14 protein-coding genes are annotated in these 15448 nt (G+C 66.7%); 5 read left to right on the top strand and 9 right to left on the bottom strand.

Annotation, left to right across the window (positions count from 1 at the left end):
* Window positions 1-7 precede the first annotated feature (7 nt).
* From QUV25_RS14930 to QUV25_RS14915, 4 genes are read left to right on the top strand one after another with little or no spacing between them, the layout of a single operon-like run.
* Window positions 8-1291, top strand: coding sequence for an efflux RND transporter periplasmic adaptor subunit (locus tag QUV25_RS14930; protein ID WP_300865099.1), 1284 nt, complete (start codon window positions 8-10; stop codon window positions 1289-1291).
* A complete protein-coding gene (locus tag QUV25_RS14925) occupies window positions 1254-2540 on the top strand; it encodes an FtsX-like permease family protein (protein WP_300865097.1) in 1287 nt (428 codons plus the stop codon). Before QUV25_RS14930 ends, QUV25_RS14925 begins: the two co-directional genes overlap by 38 nt.
* Before the next feature lies 1 nt (window position 2541).
* On the top strand, window positions 2542-3258 hold the full coding sequence (locus tag QUV25_RS14920) for an ABC transporter ATP-binding protein (protein ID WP_300865095.1): 717 nt from the start codon (window positions 2542-2544) through the stop codon (window positions 3256-3258).
* A 27-nt stretch (window positions 3259-3285) separates the two neighbouring features.
* Window positions 3286-4332 (top strand): SPOR domain-containing protein, encoded by a 1047-nt coding sequence (locus QUV25_RS14915; RefSeq protein ID WP_300865093.1) that lies wholly within the window; start codon window positions 3286-3288, stop codon window positions 4330-4332.
* Here QUV25_RS14915 and QUV25_RS14910 read toward each other — a convergent pair.
* Genes QUV25_RS14910 through QUV25_RS14900 form a run of 3 tightly spaced genes read right to left on the bottom strand, consistent with a single transcriptional unit; the run spans window position 4320 to window position 7906 of the window.
* Window positions 4320-6086: a lysoplasmalogenase family protein gene (locus tag QUV25_RS14910; RefSeq protein WP_300865091.1), complete on the bottom strand. Its 1767-nt coding sequence runs from the start codon at window positions 6084-6086 to the stop codon at window positions 4320-4322. The two genes, QUV25_RS14915 and QUV25_RS14910, sit on opposite strands and share 13 nt — an antisense overlap.
* Window positions 6087-6096: 10 nt before the next feature.
* Window positions 6097-7284, bottom strand: coding sequence for a DSD1 family PLP-dependent enzyme (locus tag QUV25_RS14905; protein WP_300865090.1), 1188 nt, complete (start codon window positions 7282-7284; stop codon window positions 6097-6099).
* Window positions 7268-7906 (bottom strand): histidine phosphatase family protein, encoded by a 639-nt coding sequence (locus QUV25_RS14900; protein WP_300865088.1) that lies wholly within the window; start codon window positions 7904-7906, stop codon window positions 7268-7270. Before QUV25_RS14900 ends, QUV25_RS14905 begins: the two co-directional genes overlap by 17 nt.
* A gap of 133 nt (window positions 7907-8039) precedes the next feature.
* Between QUV25_RS14900 and QUV25_RS14895 the strand changes: the two genes are divergently transcribed.
* A complete protein-coding gene (locus QUV25_RS14895) occupies window positions 8040-10409 on the top strand; it encodes a PAS domain-containing protein (RefSeq protein ID WP_300865087.1) in 2370 nt (789 codons plus the stop codon).
* A gap of 50 nt (window positions 10410-10459) precedes the next feature.
* Here QUV25_RS14895 and ccmI read toward each other — a convergent pair whose 3' ends face one another.
* The 6 genes from ccmI to ccmD all read right to left on the bottom strand — a co-directional run bounded on the left by ccmI (window position 10460) and on the right by ccmD (window position 15416).
* Window positions 10460-11725 (bottom strand): c-type cytochrome biogenesis protein CcmI, encoded by a 1266-nt coding sequence (ccmI, locus tag QUV25_RS14890; RefSeq protein WP_300865086.1) that lies wholly within the window; start codon window positions 11723-11725, stop codon window positions 10460-10462.
* The gene (locus QUV25_RS14885; protein ID WP_300865084.1) at window positions 11722-12222 is read right to left on the bottom strand and encodes a cytochrome c-type biogenesis protein; all 501 of its coding nucleotides are present in this window, start codon (window positions 12220-12222) and stop codon (window positions 11722-11724) included. The genes ccmI and QUV25_RS14885 overlap by 4 nt, the downstream gene beginning before the upstream one ends.
* Window positions 12219-12743: a DsbE family thiol:disulfide interchange protein gene (locus tag QUV25_RS14880; protein WP_300865083.1), complete on the bottom strand. Its 525-nt coding sequence runs from the start codon at window positions 12741-12743 to the stop codon at window positions 12219-12221. The genes QUV25_RS14885 and QUV25_RS14880 overlap by 4 nt, the downstream gene beginning before the upstream one ends.
* 3 nt (window positions 12744-12746) lie before the next feature.
* Window positions 12747-14708: a heme lyase CcmF/NrfE family subunit gene (locus QUV25_RS14875; RefSeq protein ID WP_300865081.1), complete on the bottom strand. Its 1962-nt coding sequence runs from the start codon at window positions 14706-14708 to the stop codon at window positions 12747-12749.
* Between the two features lie 103 nt (window positions 14709-14811).
* Entirely contained in the window at window positions 14812-15261 is a 450-nt protein-coding gene (gene ccmE, locus QUV25_RS14870) for a cytochrome c maturation protein CcmE (protein ID WP_300865080.1), read from the bottom strand.
* Entirely contained in the window at window positions 15258-15416 is a 159-nt protein-coding gene (ccmD, locus tag QUV25_RS18285; RefSeq protein ID WP_366945686.1) for a heme exporter protein CcmD, read from the bottom strand. The genes ccmE and ccmD overlap by 4 nt, the downstream gene beginning before the upstream one ends.
* Window positions 15417-15448 lie beyond the last annotated feature (32 nt).

The raw sequence follows: 15448 nt of genomic DNA, 5'->3' as shown, positions 1-15448 counted from the left end.
CAGCAGCATGAACCTGACTGGCAAGAAGTCGCGCTTGATGTGGGGCGTGTTGTTGGCGGTGCTGCTGGTGGGCGCAGTGCTGTTCGGGCTGTGGTGGCGCGGTGCGCCGGTCGACGCGGTGACGGTGCAGTCTCAGGCGCTGGTGCGCAGCCTGCAGTTTTCTGCGCGGGTGGCGAGCCAGACCCGGGTGGACGTGGGCAGTACGCTCACCGGTCGCGTGCAATCGGTGCGGGTGGACGAAGGTGCAGCGGTGAAGCTGGGCGATGTGTTGCTGGAACTGGAGTCGCAAGAGCTGCAGGCTGCGCTCAGCCAGGCGCAGGCCAGTGAGCGCCAGGCTGCTGCAGGCCTGGCTGGCTTGCGAAGCACCGGTCGCTCCACGGCAATGGCCAACGTGAGCCAGGCCCAGGCGGCCGAGCGCGCGGCGCAGGCGAGCTGGACGCGTACTCAGCAGTTGGTGGCCCAGGGTTTTCTGAGCCCGGCGGCACTGGACGATTCGCGCCGCGCCCGCGACGTGGCCTCGGCCCAGTTGGTGAGCGCGCTGGCCCAGAGCCGGGCCAGCGGCGAGGGCGGAAGTGATGTGGCCCAGGCCCAGGCGCAGCTGAGCCTGGCTCAGGCGGCAACGCAGGCGGCACGCGCGCGGATGGCGCAAACCAGGCTGGTGGCGCCGGCCGATGGCCGCGTGCTGGTGCGCGAGGTGGAGCCTGGGCAGATCGTTCAGCCGGGCAAGGCGCTGCTGAGCCTGGTGCTGGCCGGTCCGGTGCAGATCAGCGCGCAGGTGGACGAACGTTTTCTCGATCAGCTGCGCACCGGTCAACCCGCTTCGGTGGTGGCCGATGCCTACACCGATCAGCGATTTGCTGCGCGCGTGATCTCGATCGCACCCTCGGTGGACGCGCAGCGCGGCTCGGTTGAGGTCAAGCTGGCCCTGACTGGCGACGCGCCGGACTATCTGCGCGAAGACATGACCTTGTCGGTTGAAGTCGAAACCGGCCGCCGCGAATCGGCCCTTGTGCTGCCGCTGGCCGCGCTGCGCACGGCAGCAGACGCCGAGCAGGCCGAGGTGATGGTGGTCGACGCAGGTCGGGCGCGCTTGCGGGCCGTGCGCCTGGGTCTGCGCACGCTGGCCGCGGTGGAGGTGTTGGATGGCTTGACCAGCGGCGAGCAGGTGCTCTTGGGCACGGCGGTGCAGGCCGGTCAGCGGGTTCGTCCACAGGCGCGCGAACCAGGTCTGACGGCAGGTTCGGCGGGCAGCGATGCGGGCTCCGCGCTCACCAACGCCATGGGGCGCTGAGCATGTGGCGCCCGGCGTGCTGACCATGGCCTGGCTCGGTTTTGAGCGGCAGGTGGCAATCCGTTTCCTGCGCGAGGGCCGCATGCAGACGCTGCTCATCATCGTGGGCGTGGCGGCGGGGGTGGCGGTGATCGCCTACATCTCCGCCCTCATTTCGGGTCTGCAGGCCAACACCCTGAACAAGACGCTGGGTGCACAACCCCATATTTCCCTCAGCGTGCCGGACGACGTGGTCACGCCCGCCGCGGCCCGCGCGGCCGATACCGTGGTGATGTCTGATGTGCAGGTGCGCGCGCAGCGCTTGCGCACGGTGGCCAACTGGCAACTGCTGCTGCCGGTGCTCGAGCGCACGCCCGGCGTGGTGGCGGTCTCGCCCATGGCGGCTGGCGCAGGCCTTGCGCTGCGCGGCGAGGCCAGCCAGGCGATTTCGCTGCTGGGTGTGGAGCTGGAGCGGTATGACCGCATCGTGGGTCTGCGCAGCAAGGTGGTGCAGGGCACGGCGCGCCTGGCACCTGGTGACGCGGTGGTGGGGCGCGATCTGGCTGCTGATCTGGGCCTGCAGGTGGGTGACCGGCTGCGGGTCCAGACCAACACGGCGAGCGACGCTTTGCGCGTGACCGCGCTGGTGGACCTGGGTGTGAAAGAGCTCAACCGGCGAACCGTGATCGTGCCGCTGCGCAGCGCTCAGAACCTGCTCGGTCTGCCGGGCGGCGCAACCAACATTGACCTCACCGTGAGCGATGTCTGGTCCGCCCAGGCCATGACGGACGACCTGCGGCGCCAGCTGCCCTACCAGGTGGAAAGCTGGCAGGAGAGCAATGCGCAGCTGGTGTCGGCCCTCAATGCGCAGTCGGTCAGCACCAGTCTGATCCGGGCGGTGGTGCTGGTGGTGGTGGTGCTCGGCATCGCCAGCGTGCTGGTGGTCTCGGTGGTGCAGAAGCAGCGCGAGATCGGCATCTTGCGGGCCATGGGCGCGACCCGGGCGCAGGTGCTGCGGGTGTTTCTGGTGCAGGGCGCGGTGGTCGGGGCCTTGGGCTCGGCACTCGGGGTCTTGCTGGCCTGGGTGATGGTGTTCCTTTTCACCCGCTTTGTGCGCGGATCGGACGGCCTGCCGCTGTTCAACATCAGCCTGCCCGCGTCGCTGGCGCTGCAGGTGGCCCTAGTGGCTACGGTGTGCGGTGTGCTCGCGGCCATCGCGCCGGCGCGGCGTGCGGCTGCCATGGACCCAGCGCAAGCCATCCGGATCTGAGATGAGCGACACACCGCTGATCGAGCTGCATCAGGTTCGCAAGACCTACAACCTCGGCCTGCCCAACGCCACCGAGGTGCTGCACGGGCTGGACCTGAGCGTCAACGCTGGCGAGTTCGTGGCGCTCATGGGGCCCTCAGGGTCGGGCAAGAGCACCTTGCTCAACATCGTGGGGCTGCTGGAGCGCATGACGTCGGGCAGTTACCGGCTGCAGGGCGAGGAAATGGTGGGGCTGGACGATGGCGGCCTGACCCTGCGCCGACGCCGCCTGCTGGGTTTTGTGTTCCAGTTTCACCACCTGCTGCCTGCCTTTTCCGCACTGGAGAACGTGACCCTGCCCGCGCTCATGGCCGAGGGCCGGGTCAGCGATGCGCAGCGCTCGCGCGCCAAGGACTTGCTTGATGCGGTGGGGCTGTCGGCGGCCTTGGACAAGCGACCTTCTGAGCTGTCGGGTGGCATGCAGCAGCGGGTGGCGATTGCGCGCGCGCTGGTGATGAACCCGCCGCTGGTGCTGGCCGATGAGCCCACCGGCAACCTCGACACGGTCTCTTCCGACGAGGTGTTTCGGCTGCTGCGGCGCATCCATGTCGAGCGAGGCACCGCCTTCGTCGTGGTCACCCACGATGCCCGGCTGGGCGCGCGCTGCGACCGGCTGGTCGAGTTGGTTGACGGCCAGATTGCTCGCGACGAGCCAGTGCCGGCCGAAGGCGTGGCGTAGCCGTGTCACGTGTCAAAATCTGATCCAATGGTCGACTCTGCGACACCCGACGAAAGCGGCACCCCGGCCGGCGGCTCGGTGCGCAATGCCCTGTACCGTGCGGCCCTGGGGCCTGTGCATGCCGAGCACTACCTGCCGGCGTTCGCCCGATTTGATGAGCGTGGCCGCGCCGGTCCGGTCTGGAATCTCTCCGCCTTTGTTTTTCACCTGGGCTGGCTGCTGTACCGCCAGCTGTGGGGCGCCGCCGGCGAGTTTGCGCTGCTGTTTGCCGCCTGGGCTGCGCTCGGTGGCGGGTTGTGGTGGTTGACCGATGCCTGGCCGCTGGGGGTTCGCGTGGGGCTGGTGCTGGCCTTGCTGGTGCTGGTGTTGCTCGTGCCGGGACTGTTCGGCACCGCCTTGCTGCACGCCCAGGTGCGCCAGCGCATGATCAAAGCGGTGGAGCAGTCGACCACCATCGATGCCGCCTGCGAGCTGCTGCAGTCGAGTGGCCATCGGCAACGGCGCCAGGGCGCATGGGCCGTGGCGGGGTTGCTGGTCGGCGGTGGCGCACTGGCCTGGGCGCTCTGGGCCTGGACCGCCAACCCGGCTGATCGACCCGCGCCACCGGTGGCGACACCCTCACCGCCCGCCGAGTCGGTGCCGGTCTCTCCACCGCAGACACCCGCGTTGGTGGTTGCGCCCATTCCGGTTGCGTCCGAGCCGCCTGAATCCTCGCCTGCGGTTGCTGAAGTCGTTCCAGCCGAGCCCGCCAGCGACTCGCCGAAGACCATACCCTTGGCCGCACCGGCTGAGGCCGGTGCCCCCGCGGCCTCCGTGGCAACACTGCCCGATGTGCGCACCCGCGTCCAGGGGTTTGGCGTGAGCGTGGGGCTGTTTGCGGTGGCGAGCAACGCCGATCGTGTCGTGGCCACGCTGGCCGGCAGCGGATTGCCGGTGATCATCGATCCGATCGAGTCGGCGCGAGGTCCGATGACGCGGGTTCGGGTGGGGCCGTTCGAGACCCGGGACGAGGCGCAGGCGGCGGCTGAGCGGGTGCGCGCGCTCGGTCTGGAGGCTCGGGTCTACGCACCCTGATCGGCCCGGCTGCTCGCCCGTCTCGCCGGGCGGCCTCGCAGCCAGCCCATGACCATGAGGCATTGCGCGGCGTAGTAAGTGGTCAGAACCCAGACCGCGAAGTGGGGCAGCGGCATCACGAAGCGGTTGACCGCCAGGGTGGCGTCGCTGATCAGGAAACTGATCGCGCCCACGGCCACGGCCCACGCCGGTCCATCGGCCAGCACGGTGGCGCGGCTCACCGCCCAGCTGGCCATGACTGCGATCGCCAGCACATACACCGCAACCGGTACGCGCAGGGCCGCTGGCAGGCCGCCGATCCACAGCAGAACGAAAACCGCCAGCCCCACCAGCGCGATGACCAGCGCCGCGCGGCGCGCAGCCAGCCACGGCGCATCCTGGCGCAACAGGGCGATGTAGGCCAGGTGGGCGAGCAAGAAGGCCAGCAGGCCAGGCAGGAAAAAGCCGTCGAACATCAGGAACGCATCGCCCGCCAGCGAAGCGGCCAGCGCTGTCAGCAACCACCCGATGCCGCGCGTGGACGATTGCCCACCGTTGCGGGCGACCAGGCCGGCCTGCGCCACCACCATGAGCGCGAAGCCCATGGTCAGCGGCTTGAAGAGTCGGTGCAGATCAACCAGCCCGGTGGCAGCTGTGGCCATGCTGAGCGCCGCGCACTCGATCATCAGCGCTTCGCCCATGCCGATGCGGCCCTGCATCACCGCGCCCACCGACCACAGGCCAGCGAGCAACACCACGAGCCAGACCGCGCTCTGCCAAAGCGGCCAGCTGTCGGTGAGCCAGAGGTAAGCGCCAGAACCTGCGAGCAGGGTGATGAACTGCCATGCGGCAAAGCGCTGCACGTTTGGGCTCAGCGGCGGCGCAAAGGCGCGCACCTGCCCGATGTCAAACGCAGGTTTTGGAAAGCGTTGGCTCACATCCGCTGGTCGCCAGCCAGGGGGTCGGAACCACACGCGCAGCTTGTCGGCCCAGCGTCGGGTGTGCCAGCTGTCGCGCGCCAGGTCAGCGTAGACCTCGGCATTGGCCCAGAGCGGGTCCCAGCTGTTGAGCGGGCTGCGCGTGCCGTAGACGCAAGGCTCACGATCGTCTTCATCGGCGTAGCTGCCAAACAGCCGGTCCCACAGGATCAGGATGCCGCCGTAGTTCTTGTCCAGATAGCGGTCGTTGACCGCGTGGTGCACCCGGTGGTTGGAGGGCGAAGCGAACACGCGGTCGAACCAGCCGAGCTTGCCGATCTGCTGCGTGTGAATCCAGTACTGGTAGAGCAGGTCCACCAGCGCCACCACGCCGAACACCAGCGGCGGCACGCCGGCCAGCGCCATCGGCAGGTAGAACACCCAGCCGAACAGGGCGCCGCTGCTGGTCTGGCGCAGCGCGGTCGAGAGGTTGTAGTCCTGGCTCTGGTGGTGCACCACATGGGCGGCCCAGAACAGCGAACAGGTGTGGCCCAGGCGGTGGTGCCAGTAGTAGCAGAAGTCGTAGAACACCAGGGCCAGCAGCCAGCCACTCCAAGTGGTCCAGAAGCCGCTATCGGGCGTCAGTGCGACCAGGCTGTACACAGCCGTGTAGATGCCGAAACGCAGCAGCCGGGTGAACACCGCGCTGACCTGGCTCAACATGCCCAGGCCGATGCTGGTCACCGCGTCGTCCAACCGGTAGGTGTTGCGCCCGCGCGCCCGGCCCACCGCGTATTCCAGCGCAATCAGCGCAAAAAACGCCGGCGTGGCCAGCACGATGATCTGGCTCGGGCTCATGCGAGCAGCCTCAGGCCAGCGCGCCGCGCGCGTCGATGTCGATCAGGCGCTCGACCTGACCAGCGGCCAGGCCGCCGCGCACGCCGACGGCGAAATCGTGCAGGTTCACCGTGGGGTCGCAGTGGCCGGGCACCAGCCAGACGGTCTCGTCCAGCGCGGGCAGTTCGTCCTGCCCGCTGGTGACGCGCAGGATGCCGTGCTCGTCGCCACCGCTGGTGTAGGACAGGCCGCCGGGCCACCAGACGGTGGGCATGCCGCTGTCGATGGCGTGACTCTTGTGCCCGGCGTCGCAGACGGCGCGGTCTTCAGCCAGGCTCATCACCGCGGTCTTGATGAACAGCGCGTGTTCAAACACCGGCGCAGCAGGATCGGCTTCATTGGCTGCGTAGTCGGCATCCATGAACAGGTAGGAGCCGGCCTGCAGCTCGCCCCACACACCGCTGGCCGCCTCGCGCACAAAGCTGCCGGTGCCCGCTCCAGTGACCAGCGGCACCGCGATGCCGGCTGCGCTCAGCGAATCCATCGTCTCGCGCACCGCCGCCTCCGACGCGGCCAGCGCCGCGTCGCGCTCGGCGCTGGCGCGCTTGTGCTGCGCGCTTCCGTGGTAGGCCTGCAGACCCGCGAAGCGCAGCACGGCGTGGTTCTGGATCAGGCGGGCAAGCGCGAGCGCAGGCGCACCCGCATCGACACCGCAGCGACCATGCCCGACGTCGATCTCCACGAACACGTCGATCGCGCCGCTGCGCGACACGCCTGCGTCCACGAGAGCCTCAGCCAGCCGCTCCACGCCCAGCGCGCTGTCAACCGCGATCGCAAATCGCGTGGGCAGACCGTGCACCGCCTGCGCCAGCCGCGCGAGCTTGGCCGGTGCGACCACTTCGTTGCTGATGTAGATGTCGGTCACGCCCGCATGCGCGAGCGCCAGGGCCTCGTCGGTCTTCTGCACGCACACGCCCACGGCGCCGTGGGCCATCTGCAGCTTGGCGATCTCGGCGCTCTTGTGCATCTTGGCGTGAGGCCGCAGGCGCAGGCCGTGCGAACGAGCGAAGTCGGCCATGCGCGCCAGGTTGCGCTCCATGGCGTCGAGGTCGATCACCAGCGCTGGTGTGTCCACGGCGCTCACGCTGTGGCCCACCCAGCCCTGCGCTCGGTCGCGCCGCGCGCGCGCGAAGTGGCCGGGTTCAGGCCGCGCGTTCATCGAGCGAACCTTGTTGCAGGTGGCTGGTATCGGCCCAGCCCACCAGGCTCAGGCCCTCGGGGGTCCAGAGCAGGCGGTTGACGGCGGTGTTGGGCAGCTCCCAGCTGCGCGGCGCCTGCAGATCGAGCCGCGTGGCGGCCCGGTACAGGATGTCGAGCACGCCGCCGTGCGCCACCATCAGCACCTGCTCGCCAGGGTGGCGGGCCGCGAGCTCGTCCACCGCGGCCACCACACGCGCCTGCAGCTGCAGCAGCGACTCACCGCCAGGCGGTGCGAAATCAGGCAAGCGCTTGCGCCAGGCCTGCGTCTCGGCCGGCCAGGCGGCTTCGAGCTGGACCCAGGTCTGGCCTTCGAACTGGCCGAAGCAGCGCTCGCGCAAACCCGCATGCGTGCCCACCGTTTGTCCCACCAAGTCCGCCACCGCCTGCGCCGTGCTGCGCGCGCGGCTGAGGTCGCTGGCGTAGCAGGCGGTGATGGGTTCGTCGCGCAAGGCTTGCGCCAGCTGGGCGGCTTGCCAGCGGCCATGCTCGTTGAGATCGATGTCGGTGTGACCCTGGATGCGCGAGGCGTGGTTCCAGGCGGTTTCTCCATGGCGCACGGCGAGGATGCGTGTGACTTGCAAGTGATGTCCTGGAATGGTTTCGGGCGAGGCGATAGGCCTTGCTCCAGCCCCTTGAACTTTAACCGGAGGTTTGAGGTCGCTGAACCTGACAAAGTTGGCATGTTTCTCTCAATGAGCTGGCGCACAATGACGCATGGCCGAGCACGTTCCAGATGCTTCTGGGAATTTTTCTTCCCTGTTTCAGTTTCTACCGATTGGTGCCTACCGCACGTCACCAGACGGTCACGTTTTGCGTGCCAACCCTGCGCTGGTGGCTCTCAATGGCTTCGAGACAGAGGCCGAACTGATTCAGACGGTGCGCGATGTGGCGGTGGACTGGTTTGTCGAGCCAGGTCGTCGCAAAGAGTTTCTGGACGTCCTGTTGCGCGACGGCGTGGTGCGCGGTTTCGTGTCCGAGGTGCGACGGGTCGCCTCGGGTGAGCGCATCTGGATCAGCGAAAACGCGCATCTGGTCCGCGATGCGCGTGGAGAAGTGCTGTTCTACGAGGGCACGATTGAAGACATCACCGATCGGGTTCGCGACCGTGTTGCGTTGCAGCAGAACACCGAGCAATTGCGTTTGTTGGCCGCGCAGGTGCCGGGCATGGTTTATGTCGTTCACTTTGACTTGCAGGAGCGACGAACCTACCAGTTTGTGAGTGAAGGTATCCGGGGGCTCTACGGTGTATCTCCCCAGGCGCTGGTAGACGACCCTGATTTGGTGGTTCGCTACCGCCATCCCGACGACCACATGAAGCTGTCACAGGGTTTGCGCGATGCGCTGAACGGAACAAATGAGTTCGCTGGTGAATTTCGCATCGTGCTACCCGATGGCGCGGTTAAGTGGTTGCTGCGCCGGTCCACCACCGTGCGCAGCGACGAGACGGGGCAATTGCGTGTGGGGGTCTTGATCGACATCACCGAACGCAAACGGGTCGAGTCCGAACTGCTCGAAAGCGAGACCCGCTGGAAGCTCGCGATGGAAGGTGCGGGAGATGGCGTTTGGGACTGGAATCTCGAAACCGGCGAGGAGTTTTTCTCCCAGCGCATCAAGGCCATGTTTGGCTACGGAGACGATGAGTTGACCAACCTGGCTTCCGAGATGGATCGGCGCACCCACCCGGACGATATCAACCAGATGCGGACTGATCGTGAGGCCCATTTCAGTGGACAGACGGCGATCTACCGCAATGAACATCGCGTGCAGTGCAAGGACGGTTCGTGGAAATGGGTGCTCTCGCGCGGCATGGTGATCGCTCGTGACGACGAAGGCAAGCCCTTGCGCATGGTCGGGACCCACACCGACATCACCGAGCTCAAGATGGCCGAAGTGCAGCAGCGGGCGCTGGAGATGCAGTTGCGCGAATCCCAGAAGATGGAAGCCATCGGAACGCTCGCCGGAGGCGTCGCACACGATTTCAACAACCTGCTGGCAGCCATCTTGGGCAACCTGGTTCTGGCACGCGAAGACGTGGGCCCCGAGCATGTGGCCCAGGAAAGCCTGAACGAAATCAATCGCGCGGCCATCCGGGCGCGCCAGCTGGTGCAGCAAATTCTTGCCTTCAGCCGTCGCCAGGCCCAGGTTCTGGAGCGCCAGGCCTTGTTGCCGCTGGTGCAGGAATCGCTGGCGCTGATGCGTTCACTGCTGCCTGCAGGCGTGAAGATGTCGGCCCAGCTCGACGAGCGCGAGTTACCGGTGATGGCCGACGCCACGCAGATGCAGCAGGTGCTGATGAACCTCTGCACCAACGCCTGGCAGGCCTTGCAAGGGCGATCTGGTGAAATCACCGTGGCCCTGCGCCTGGTCAGGCTGGACGCGGCCCGCGCGCTGGAGGTGGGCGGGATCAGCGCGGGAAGTTATGCCTGCTTGAGCGTGGCCGACAACGGGCCGGGCATGGAGGCCGATACGCAGCGCCGCATCTTTGAGCCGTTTTTCACCACCAAGGCGCCTGGTGCCGGCACCGGCCTGGGCCTGGCCGTGGTGCATGGCATCGTGAAGGCGCACCAGGGAGCCATTGCGGTGAGCAGCCGACTGGGCGAAGGCACCCGCTTTGATGTTTACCTGCCCCTGGCCTCGGCGAGTGGGCCTGTGGTGGCTCGACCCCCCGCAGCGCCGGTGACCACGCCTGCGGGCGCAACCGAAGGGCGTCATGTGGTCTACATCGATGACTACGAGGCCATGGTGTTTCTCGTTGGGCGGCTGCTGCGCAAACAAGGCTACCGCGTGAGCACCTTCACCTCGGGCGAATCGGCGCTGGCCTGGATGCACGCCAACCCGGAGCCCATCGACCTGCTGGTGACCGACCAGAACATGCCCGGCATGTCGGGGCTGGAGCTTTCACAAGCGGTGATGCAGCTGCGTCCTGGCCAGCGAATCGCCATCGTCTCGGGACATGTGAACGACAAATTGCTGGCCGATGCGGCGGCCCTGGGGGTGCAGGAGGTGATGGCCAAGCAGGACAGCATGGATGCTCTGGGCCAGGCCATCCGCCAGCTGCTCGAGGCGCAGCTGGCAGCAAGCTGATCTGGGTCAGGTTCGGCAGGTCGATGCTGCGCAGGCCTCAGGCCCAGGTGCTACGGAACCACCCGGTCGATCACCAGTTTCACATCCGCGGCACCGACTTTCACGCCCATGACCCGACCCTCCAGGTCACCTGGCTGGGCAATCGGATTTCCCGACTTGGAGATGCGGGCCACCACCACCACTTCCTGGTGGTTTGAGAGCACGTTTGCGGGGCTCATGGCCATGCTGTCGTTCAGGCTGAACGGCAGCGGAAACGTCCCCATGGCCACGCGGGCCGCGGCCAGTGGCGGACCGCTTTCGCCAGCGCGGGCAATCAGGTAGATCGTGTCCTGCTCGCCAACCTGGGCTTTGAGCTCATCGGCAATCTGCACGCTGCCACCGATGCTGGCCTGCGGCCCGGCGGTGACCTGTTGGTCCGGCGCACGGGCAGCCTGAGTACTGCCGGCGGCCAGCGCCAGTTGAGCGGCTTCGTTGCGCATCGAAAGGATGTCCTGGGCATACGGCGTCTCCGGCGTCAGCAACTGGTACAGCCGGTCGAGAAACTGCGCCGCCTGGGCAAACTCCTGGTTCTGGTAGGCGTGGATGCCGGCCAGTTCGAGACCCTTGCGGTTGTCCGGCTCAGCTTGCAAAGCCATCCTGACCAGCTCGATCGGGCGACCCGCCAGCACCAGGTTGCTGGTCATGGCCAGCGCCTCCGCATAACCGCTCAGCACGGCGGGCTTGGCGGGCAGCAACTGGTACGCCTGTTGGTAAGCCTCCAGTGCCTGGGGCCAGCGAGCCAGCAAACCGTTGGCCGAGGCCAGCGCTTCCCAGGCCTCGCCTTCGGTCGGGTTGGACTGGGTGCGCGCTTCGAGCTGCTCGATCATCCTCATGATGTCCTGCTCGGTCGGTGCGGCGGCCATGCCGGCGTCCATGGGTCCGCCGGACGAAGCGGTCAGCGCGCCGGGGTTGCCAAACCAGGCGTACATGCCGATGGCTGCGATGGGCAACACCGCGGCGAGGGTGAACCCGAGCCGGCGGCTGGCCTGGGGTGCGGACGCACCGTCATCCTGCGCCAAGGCATCCTCTGCCGCGCGGGTCTCCAGCTCCAACTTGCTGGCCAGGAACTGCTCTTCCGACAGCTGTCCGTTGGCCCGCTCGGTTTTCAGGTCTTTCATCTGGTCGCGGTAAACGGCCAGGTTGATGTCGCGGCGCGCGGCCTGCTGGCGCTCGTCCTGCCGGCTGCGAAACAAAAAAGGCAACACAAAAGCCAGGGCCAAGGCCACCGCCACCGCAGCGGCGCCCCAGAAAAGGGTGATGGACCAGAACAGATTCATGGCTTGTCTTCCAGCAGGCGGGCCGCGGCGGCGAGCTGTGCGCTGCTCACCGGTTCGCCCTGGAAGGTGCGGCGCGCGCGCAGCGCCACGTACCAGACCAGGGCGCCAAAGCCGAGGAACAGAAATGGCCCCAGCCACAGCAGGTAGGTCAGCGGTTTGAAGGGCGGTCGAAACAGCACGAAGTCTCCGTAGCGGGCGGTCAAGAAGCCGAGCACCTCGGCGTCGGTCTTGCCGGCCTTCATCAGGTCGCGGATCTCTTGGCGCATGGCGCCCGCGAGCTCGGCAGGGGATTCCGAGAGCGACTCGTTCTGGCAAACCACGCAGCGCAGCTCGCGCGACAAATGGTTCAGGCGGTTTTCGATGGCCACGTCCTCAAACAAGGGTTGTGCGGCGGACGAGCCGGCGGGCGAGACGCTGGCTGGATCGCTGGCCCATGCCGGCGGGAACAGTGCGAGCAACATGCTCAGAAGAACCTGTTGGATTCTGGAGGACCTCATGCGCCCAACTCCTTGAGTTTCGGCACGAACTTGTTCTGCCAGACATCCAGGTCGATTGGCCCCACGTGCTTCAGCCGCACGATGCCAGCCCGGTCGATGAGGTAGGTCTCGGGGGTGCCGGTCACGCCCCAGTCGATGCCGACCCGGCCAGACAGATCATTGGGCACGGCAACATAGGGGTTGCCGGTCTGCACCAACAGCTGTTCTGCCTCGCGGTTTTTGTCTTTCCAGTTGAGCCCCACGATGGGCGGCGCGGTGCGGCTCTCGGCCAGCGCCATCAGCAACTTGTGCTCGACGCGGCAAGACACGCACCAAGGCGCCCAGACATTGAGCATCCAGATCTGGCCCTTCATGTCGATCGTGCTGAAGACCTTGTCGGCATTGCCGGCCACGGGCAAGGTGAACAAGGGCGCCGACTTGCCGATGAAGGGCGAGGGCACCTCGCGCGGGTTCAGGAACAGCCCTTTGGCAAAGAAGCCAACCAGCACAACAAAAAAGAACAGCGGCAGCCATCGTTTCACGGTTCAGGCTCCCTGTGCGCCCGACACAACCGGCGCACGCGCCTTCGCACCGATGCGGTAGCGCCGGTCGGACGCTGCGAGGAACCCGCCAACCACCATGAACAGGGCGCCCAGCCACAGCCAGTTGATGAAGGGCTTGTAGTACAGCCGCACGGCCCAGGTGGTGAGCTCGCTGTTGAGCGGCTCGCCAAGCGAGACATAGAGATCGCTGAACAGGCTGGGGCGCACCGAGGCTTCGGTCATCACCGAGCCCGACCGGTTGTAGATGCGCTTGGCCGGGTAGAGCCGGAACCGCTCAGCGCCGTCCTTGCTCACAATGACCGTGCCACGGGTGCCCTGGTAATTGGGCCCAGCGTAGTTTTCTGTGCCCAGGAAAGTCAGGGTGTAGCCGGCCATCTGGGCCTGGTCACCGACGTTCATGCGCACGTCCTGTTCGCGTTCGTAGTTGACCACCATGGTGATGCCCGCGATGCCGATGGCCAGCCCCAGATGCGCGAGGTGCATGCCCCAGAAAGCGCGCGGCAGCGTCGTGAGATGGGCGACGCTTTTGACGCGCTCGCGAAAGGCGATCAGCACCGTCAGAACAATCCAGGTCGCCAGCCCCAGCCCCAGCACGGCCCAGGGTTTGTAGCCCTCCAGGGTCAGCGGCAGCAGCAGGCCGGTGGCCATGGACACCCCCAGCGCCCACTTCAGGCGGTGCAGCACGTCGGGCACGCTGTCGCCCTTCCAGCGCAGCAACGGACCCACACCCATCAGGAACAGCGCCGGCGTGATCAGCGGCACAAACACCGCGTTGAAATAGGGCGGACCGACCGACAGCTTGCCCATGCCCAGCGCGTCGATGAAGAGCGGATACAGCGTGCCAAGCAGCACAGCCGCGACCGAAGCCACCAGCACCACGTTATTGGCCAGCAGCAGCGATTCGCGCGAGAACCAGGTGAAGGCGCCGCCGGCCACCATGCGGGGTGCGCGCCAGGCGAACAGGGCGAGCGAGCCGCCCACCACCACCATCATGAAGCCCAGGATGTAGGCGCCGCGCTGCGGGTCGACCGCGAACGCGTGCACCGACGACAGCACGCCCGAGCGCACCAGGAAGGTACCGAGCAGCGAGAGCGAAAAGGTCATGAGCGCCAGCAGCACGGTCCAGGCCTTGAAGGCGCCGCGCTTTTCCGCCACCGCCAGCGAGTGGATCAGGGCAGTACCCGCCAGCCAGGGCATGAAGGATGCGTTTTCCACCGGGTCCCAGAACCACCAGCCGCCCCAGCCGAGCTCTCGGTAGGCCCACCAGCTGCCGAGCACCACGCCCAGCGTGAGGAAGGCCCAGGCCACCGTGGCCCAGGGCCGCGACCAGCGTGCCCAGGCAGCGTCCAGCCGTCCGGAGAGCAAGGCGGCGACCGCGAAAGCGAACGCCACCGCGAAGCCCACATAGCCCATGTAGAGCATCGGGGGGTGGATGATCATGCCCCAGTCCTGCAGCAGCGGATTCAGGTCGCTGCCCTCGGCGGGGCCTGGGAACTGGCGCAGAAACGGGCTGGAGGTGATCAGCAAAAGCGACAGAAAGCCGACCGAGATCAGACCCATGACGCCGAGCACGCGCGCCACCATCTCTTCGGGCAGCGTGCGCGAAAAGGTGGCGACTGCGATGGTCCAGACGGCCAGGATCAGCGACCAGAACAGCAGCGAGCCTTCGTGAGAGCCCCAGGTGGCAGTCACTCGGTAGAAGGCTGGCAGGTTCGAATACGAATTGCTGGCCACGTTGATGACGGTGAAGTCGTTGGTCAGGAAGGCGTAGACCAGGCACAGGTAGGCGATACCAATGAAGGTGAACTGCCCCCAGGCTGCCGGGCGCGCCACCGCCATCCAGGTGCGGTTGCCACGCTGCGCGCCGGCCAGCGGCAGTACCGCCTGGGTGAGGGCCAGCAGCAGGGCCAGGATGAGGGCGAGGGTGCCGATTTCGGGAATCACGATCAGGTTTCCTTGGTTGCCAGGCGCTCAGTAGGCGCAGCACTTGCGAATACCACGCGAGGCAAAAAGTTTCCTTTCTGGCCTGCAGCGCTGGCGCTTCGGGTCAATACGACTTCAGGGTTTTCCCGGCTTCCTTGGCCTGCTCCAGGGCGTGAGCGGCTTCTGGCGGCATGTAGTTCTCGTCGTGTTTGGCCAGGACCCGGTTGGCGACGAACAGGCCGTCGCTGCCGAGCTTGCCGTCGGCCACCACACCCTTGCCCTCGGCGAACAGATCGGGAAGGATGCCGGTGTAGACAGCGGGAATGATCCGTGCGGTGTCGGTGACCACAAACCGCGTGGTCAGCCCATCGGGTTGGCGCTGGACGCTGCCTTCCTGCACCAGCCCGCCGATGCGAAACACCCGATCGGCAGGTGCTTTGCCTTGGTGAACCTCGGTGGGCGAGAAGAAGAACACCAGGTTCGACTGGAAGGCGTTGAGCACCAGCGCGGCAGCGCCGCCGAGGCCCACCAGCGCGACCGCGATGAGCGAGAGTTTTTTGTACCGAGATTTCATGGCTCCGATCCCTCAGACGACGAGTCCCATTGCTGCATGCGCACCAGACGGCGGCGCGATTGTTGCGCCGAGCGTCGCAGCCACACGATTTCGGTCAGGACGCAGATGGCTGTGACGCCATAAGCGCTCCAGACAAAAAAGCCCCGGCCTCCCATGTTCCAAAAATCCGACCAGCTGGCCCATTCCA

The organism is Hydrogenophaga sp. (genome assembly GCF_030373245.1).
In the GTDB taxonomy this organism is placed as follows: domain Bacteria; phylum Pseudomonadota; class Gammaproteobacteria; order Burkholderiales; family Burkholderiaceae_C; genus Hydrogenophaga.
Note: the sequence above shows the minus strand (reverse complement) of the source record. Positions and strands in the feature narration are given on the sequence as shown.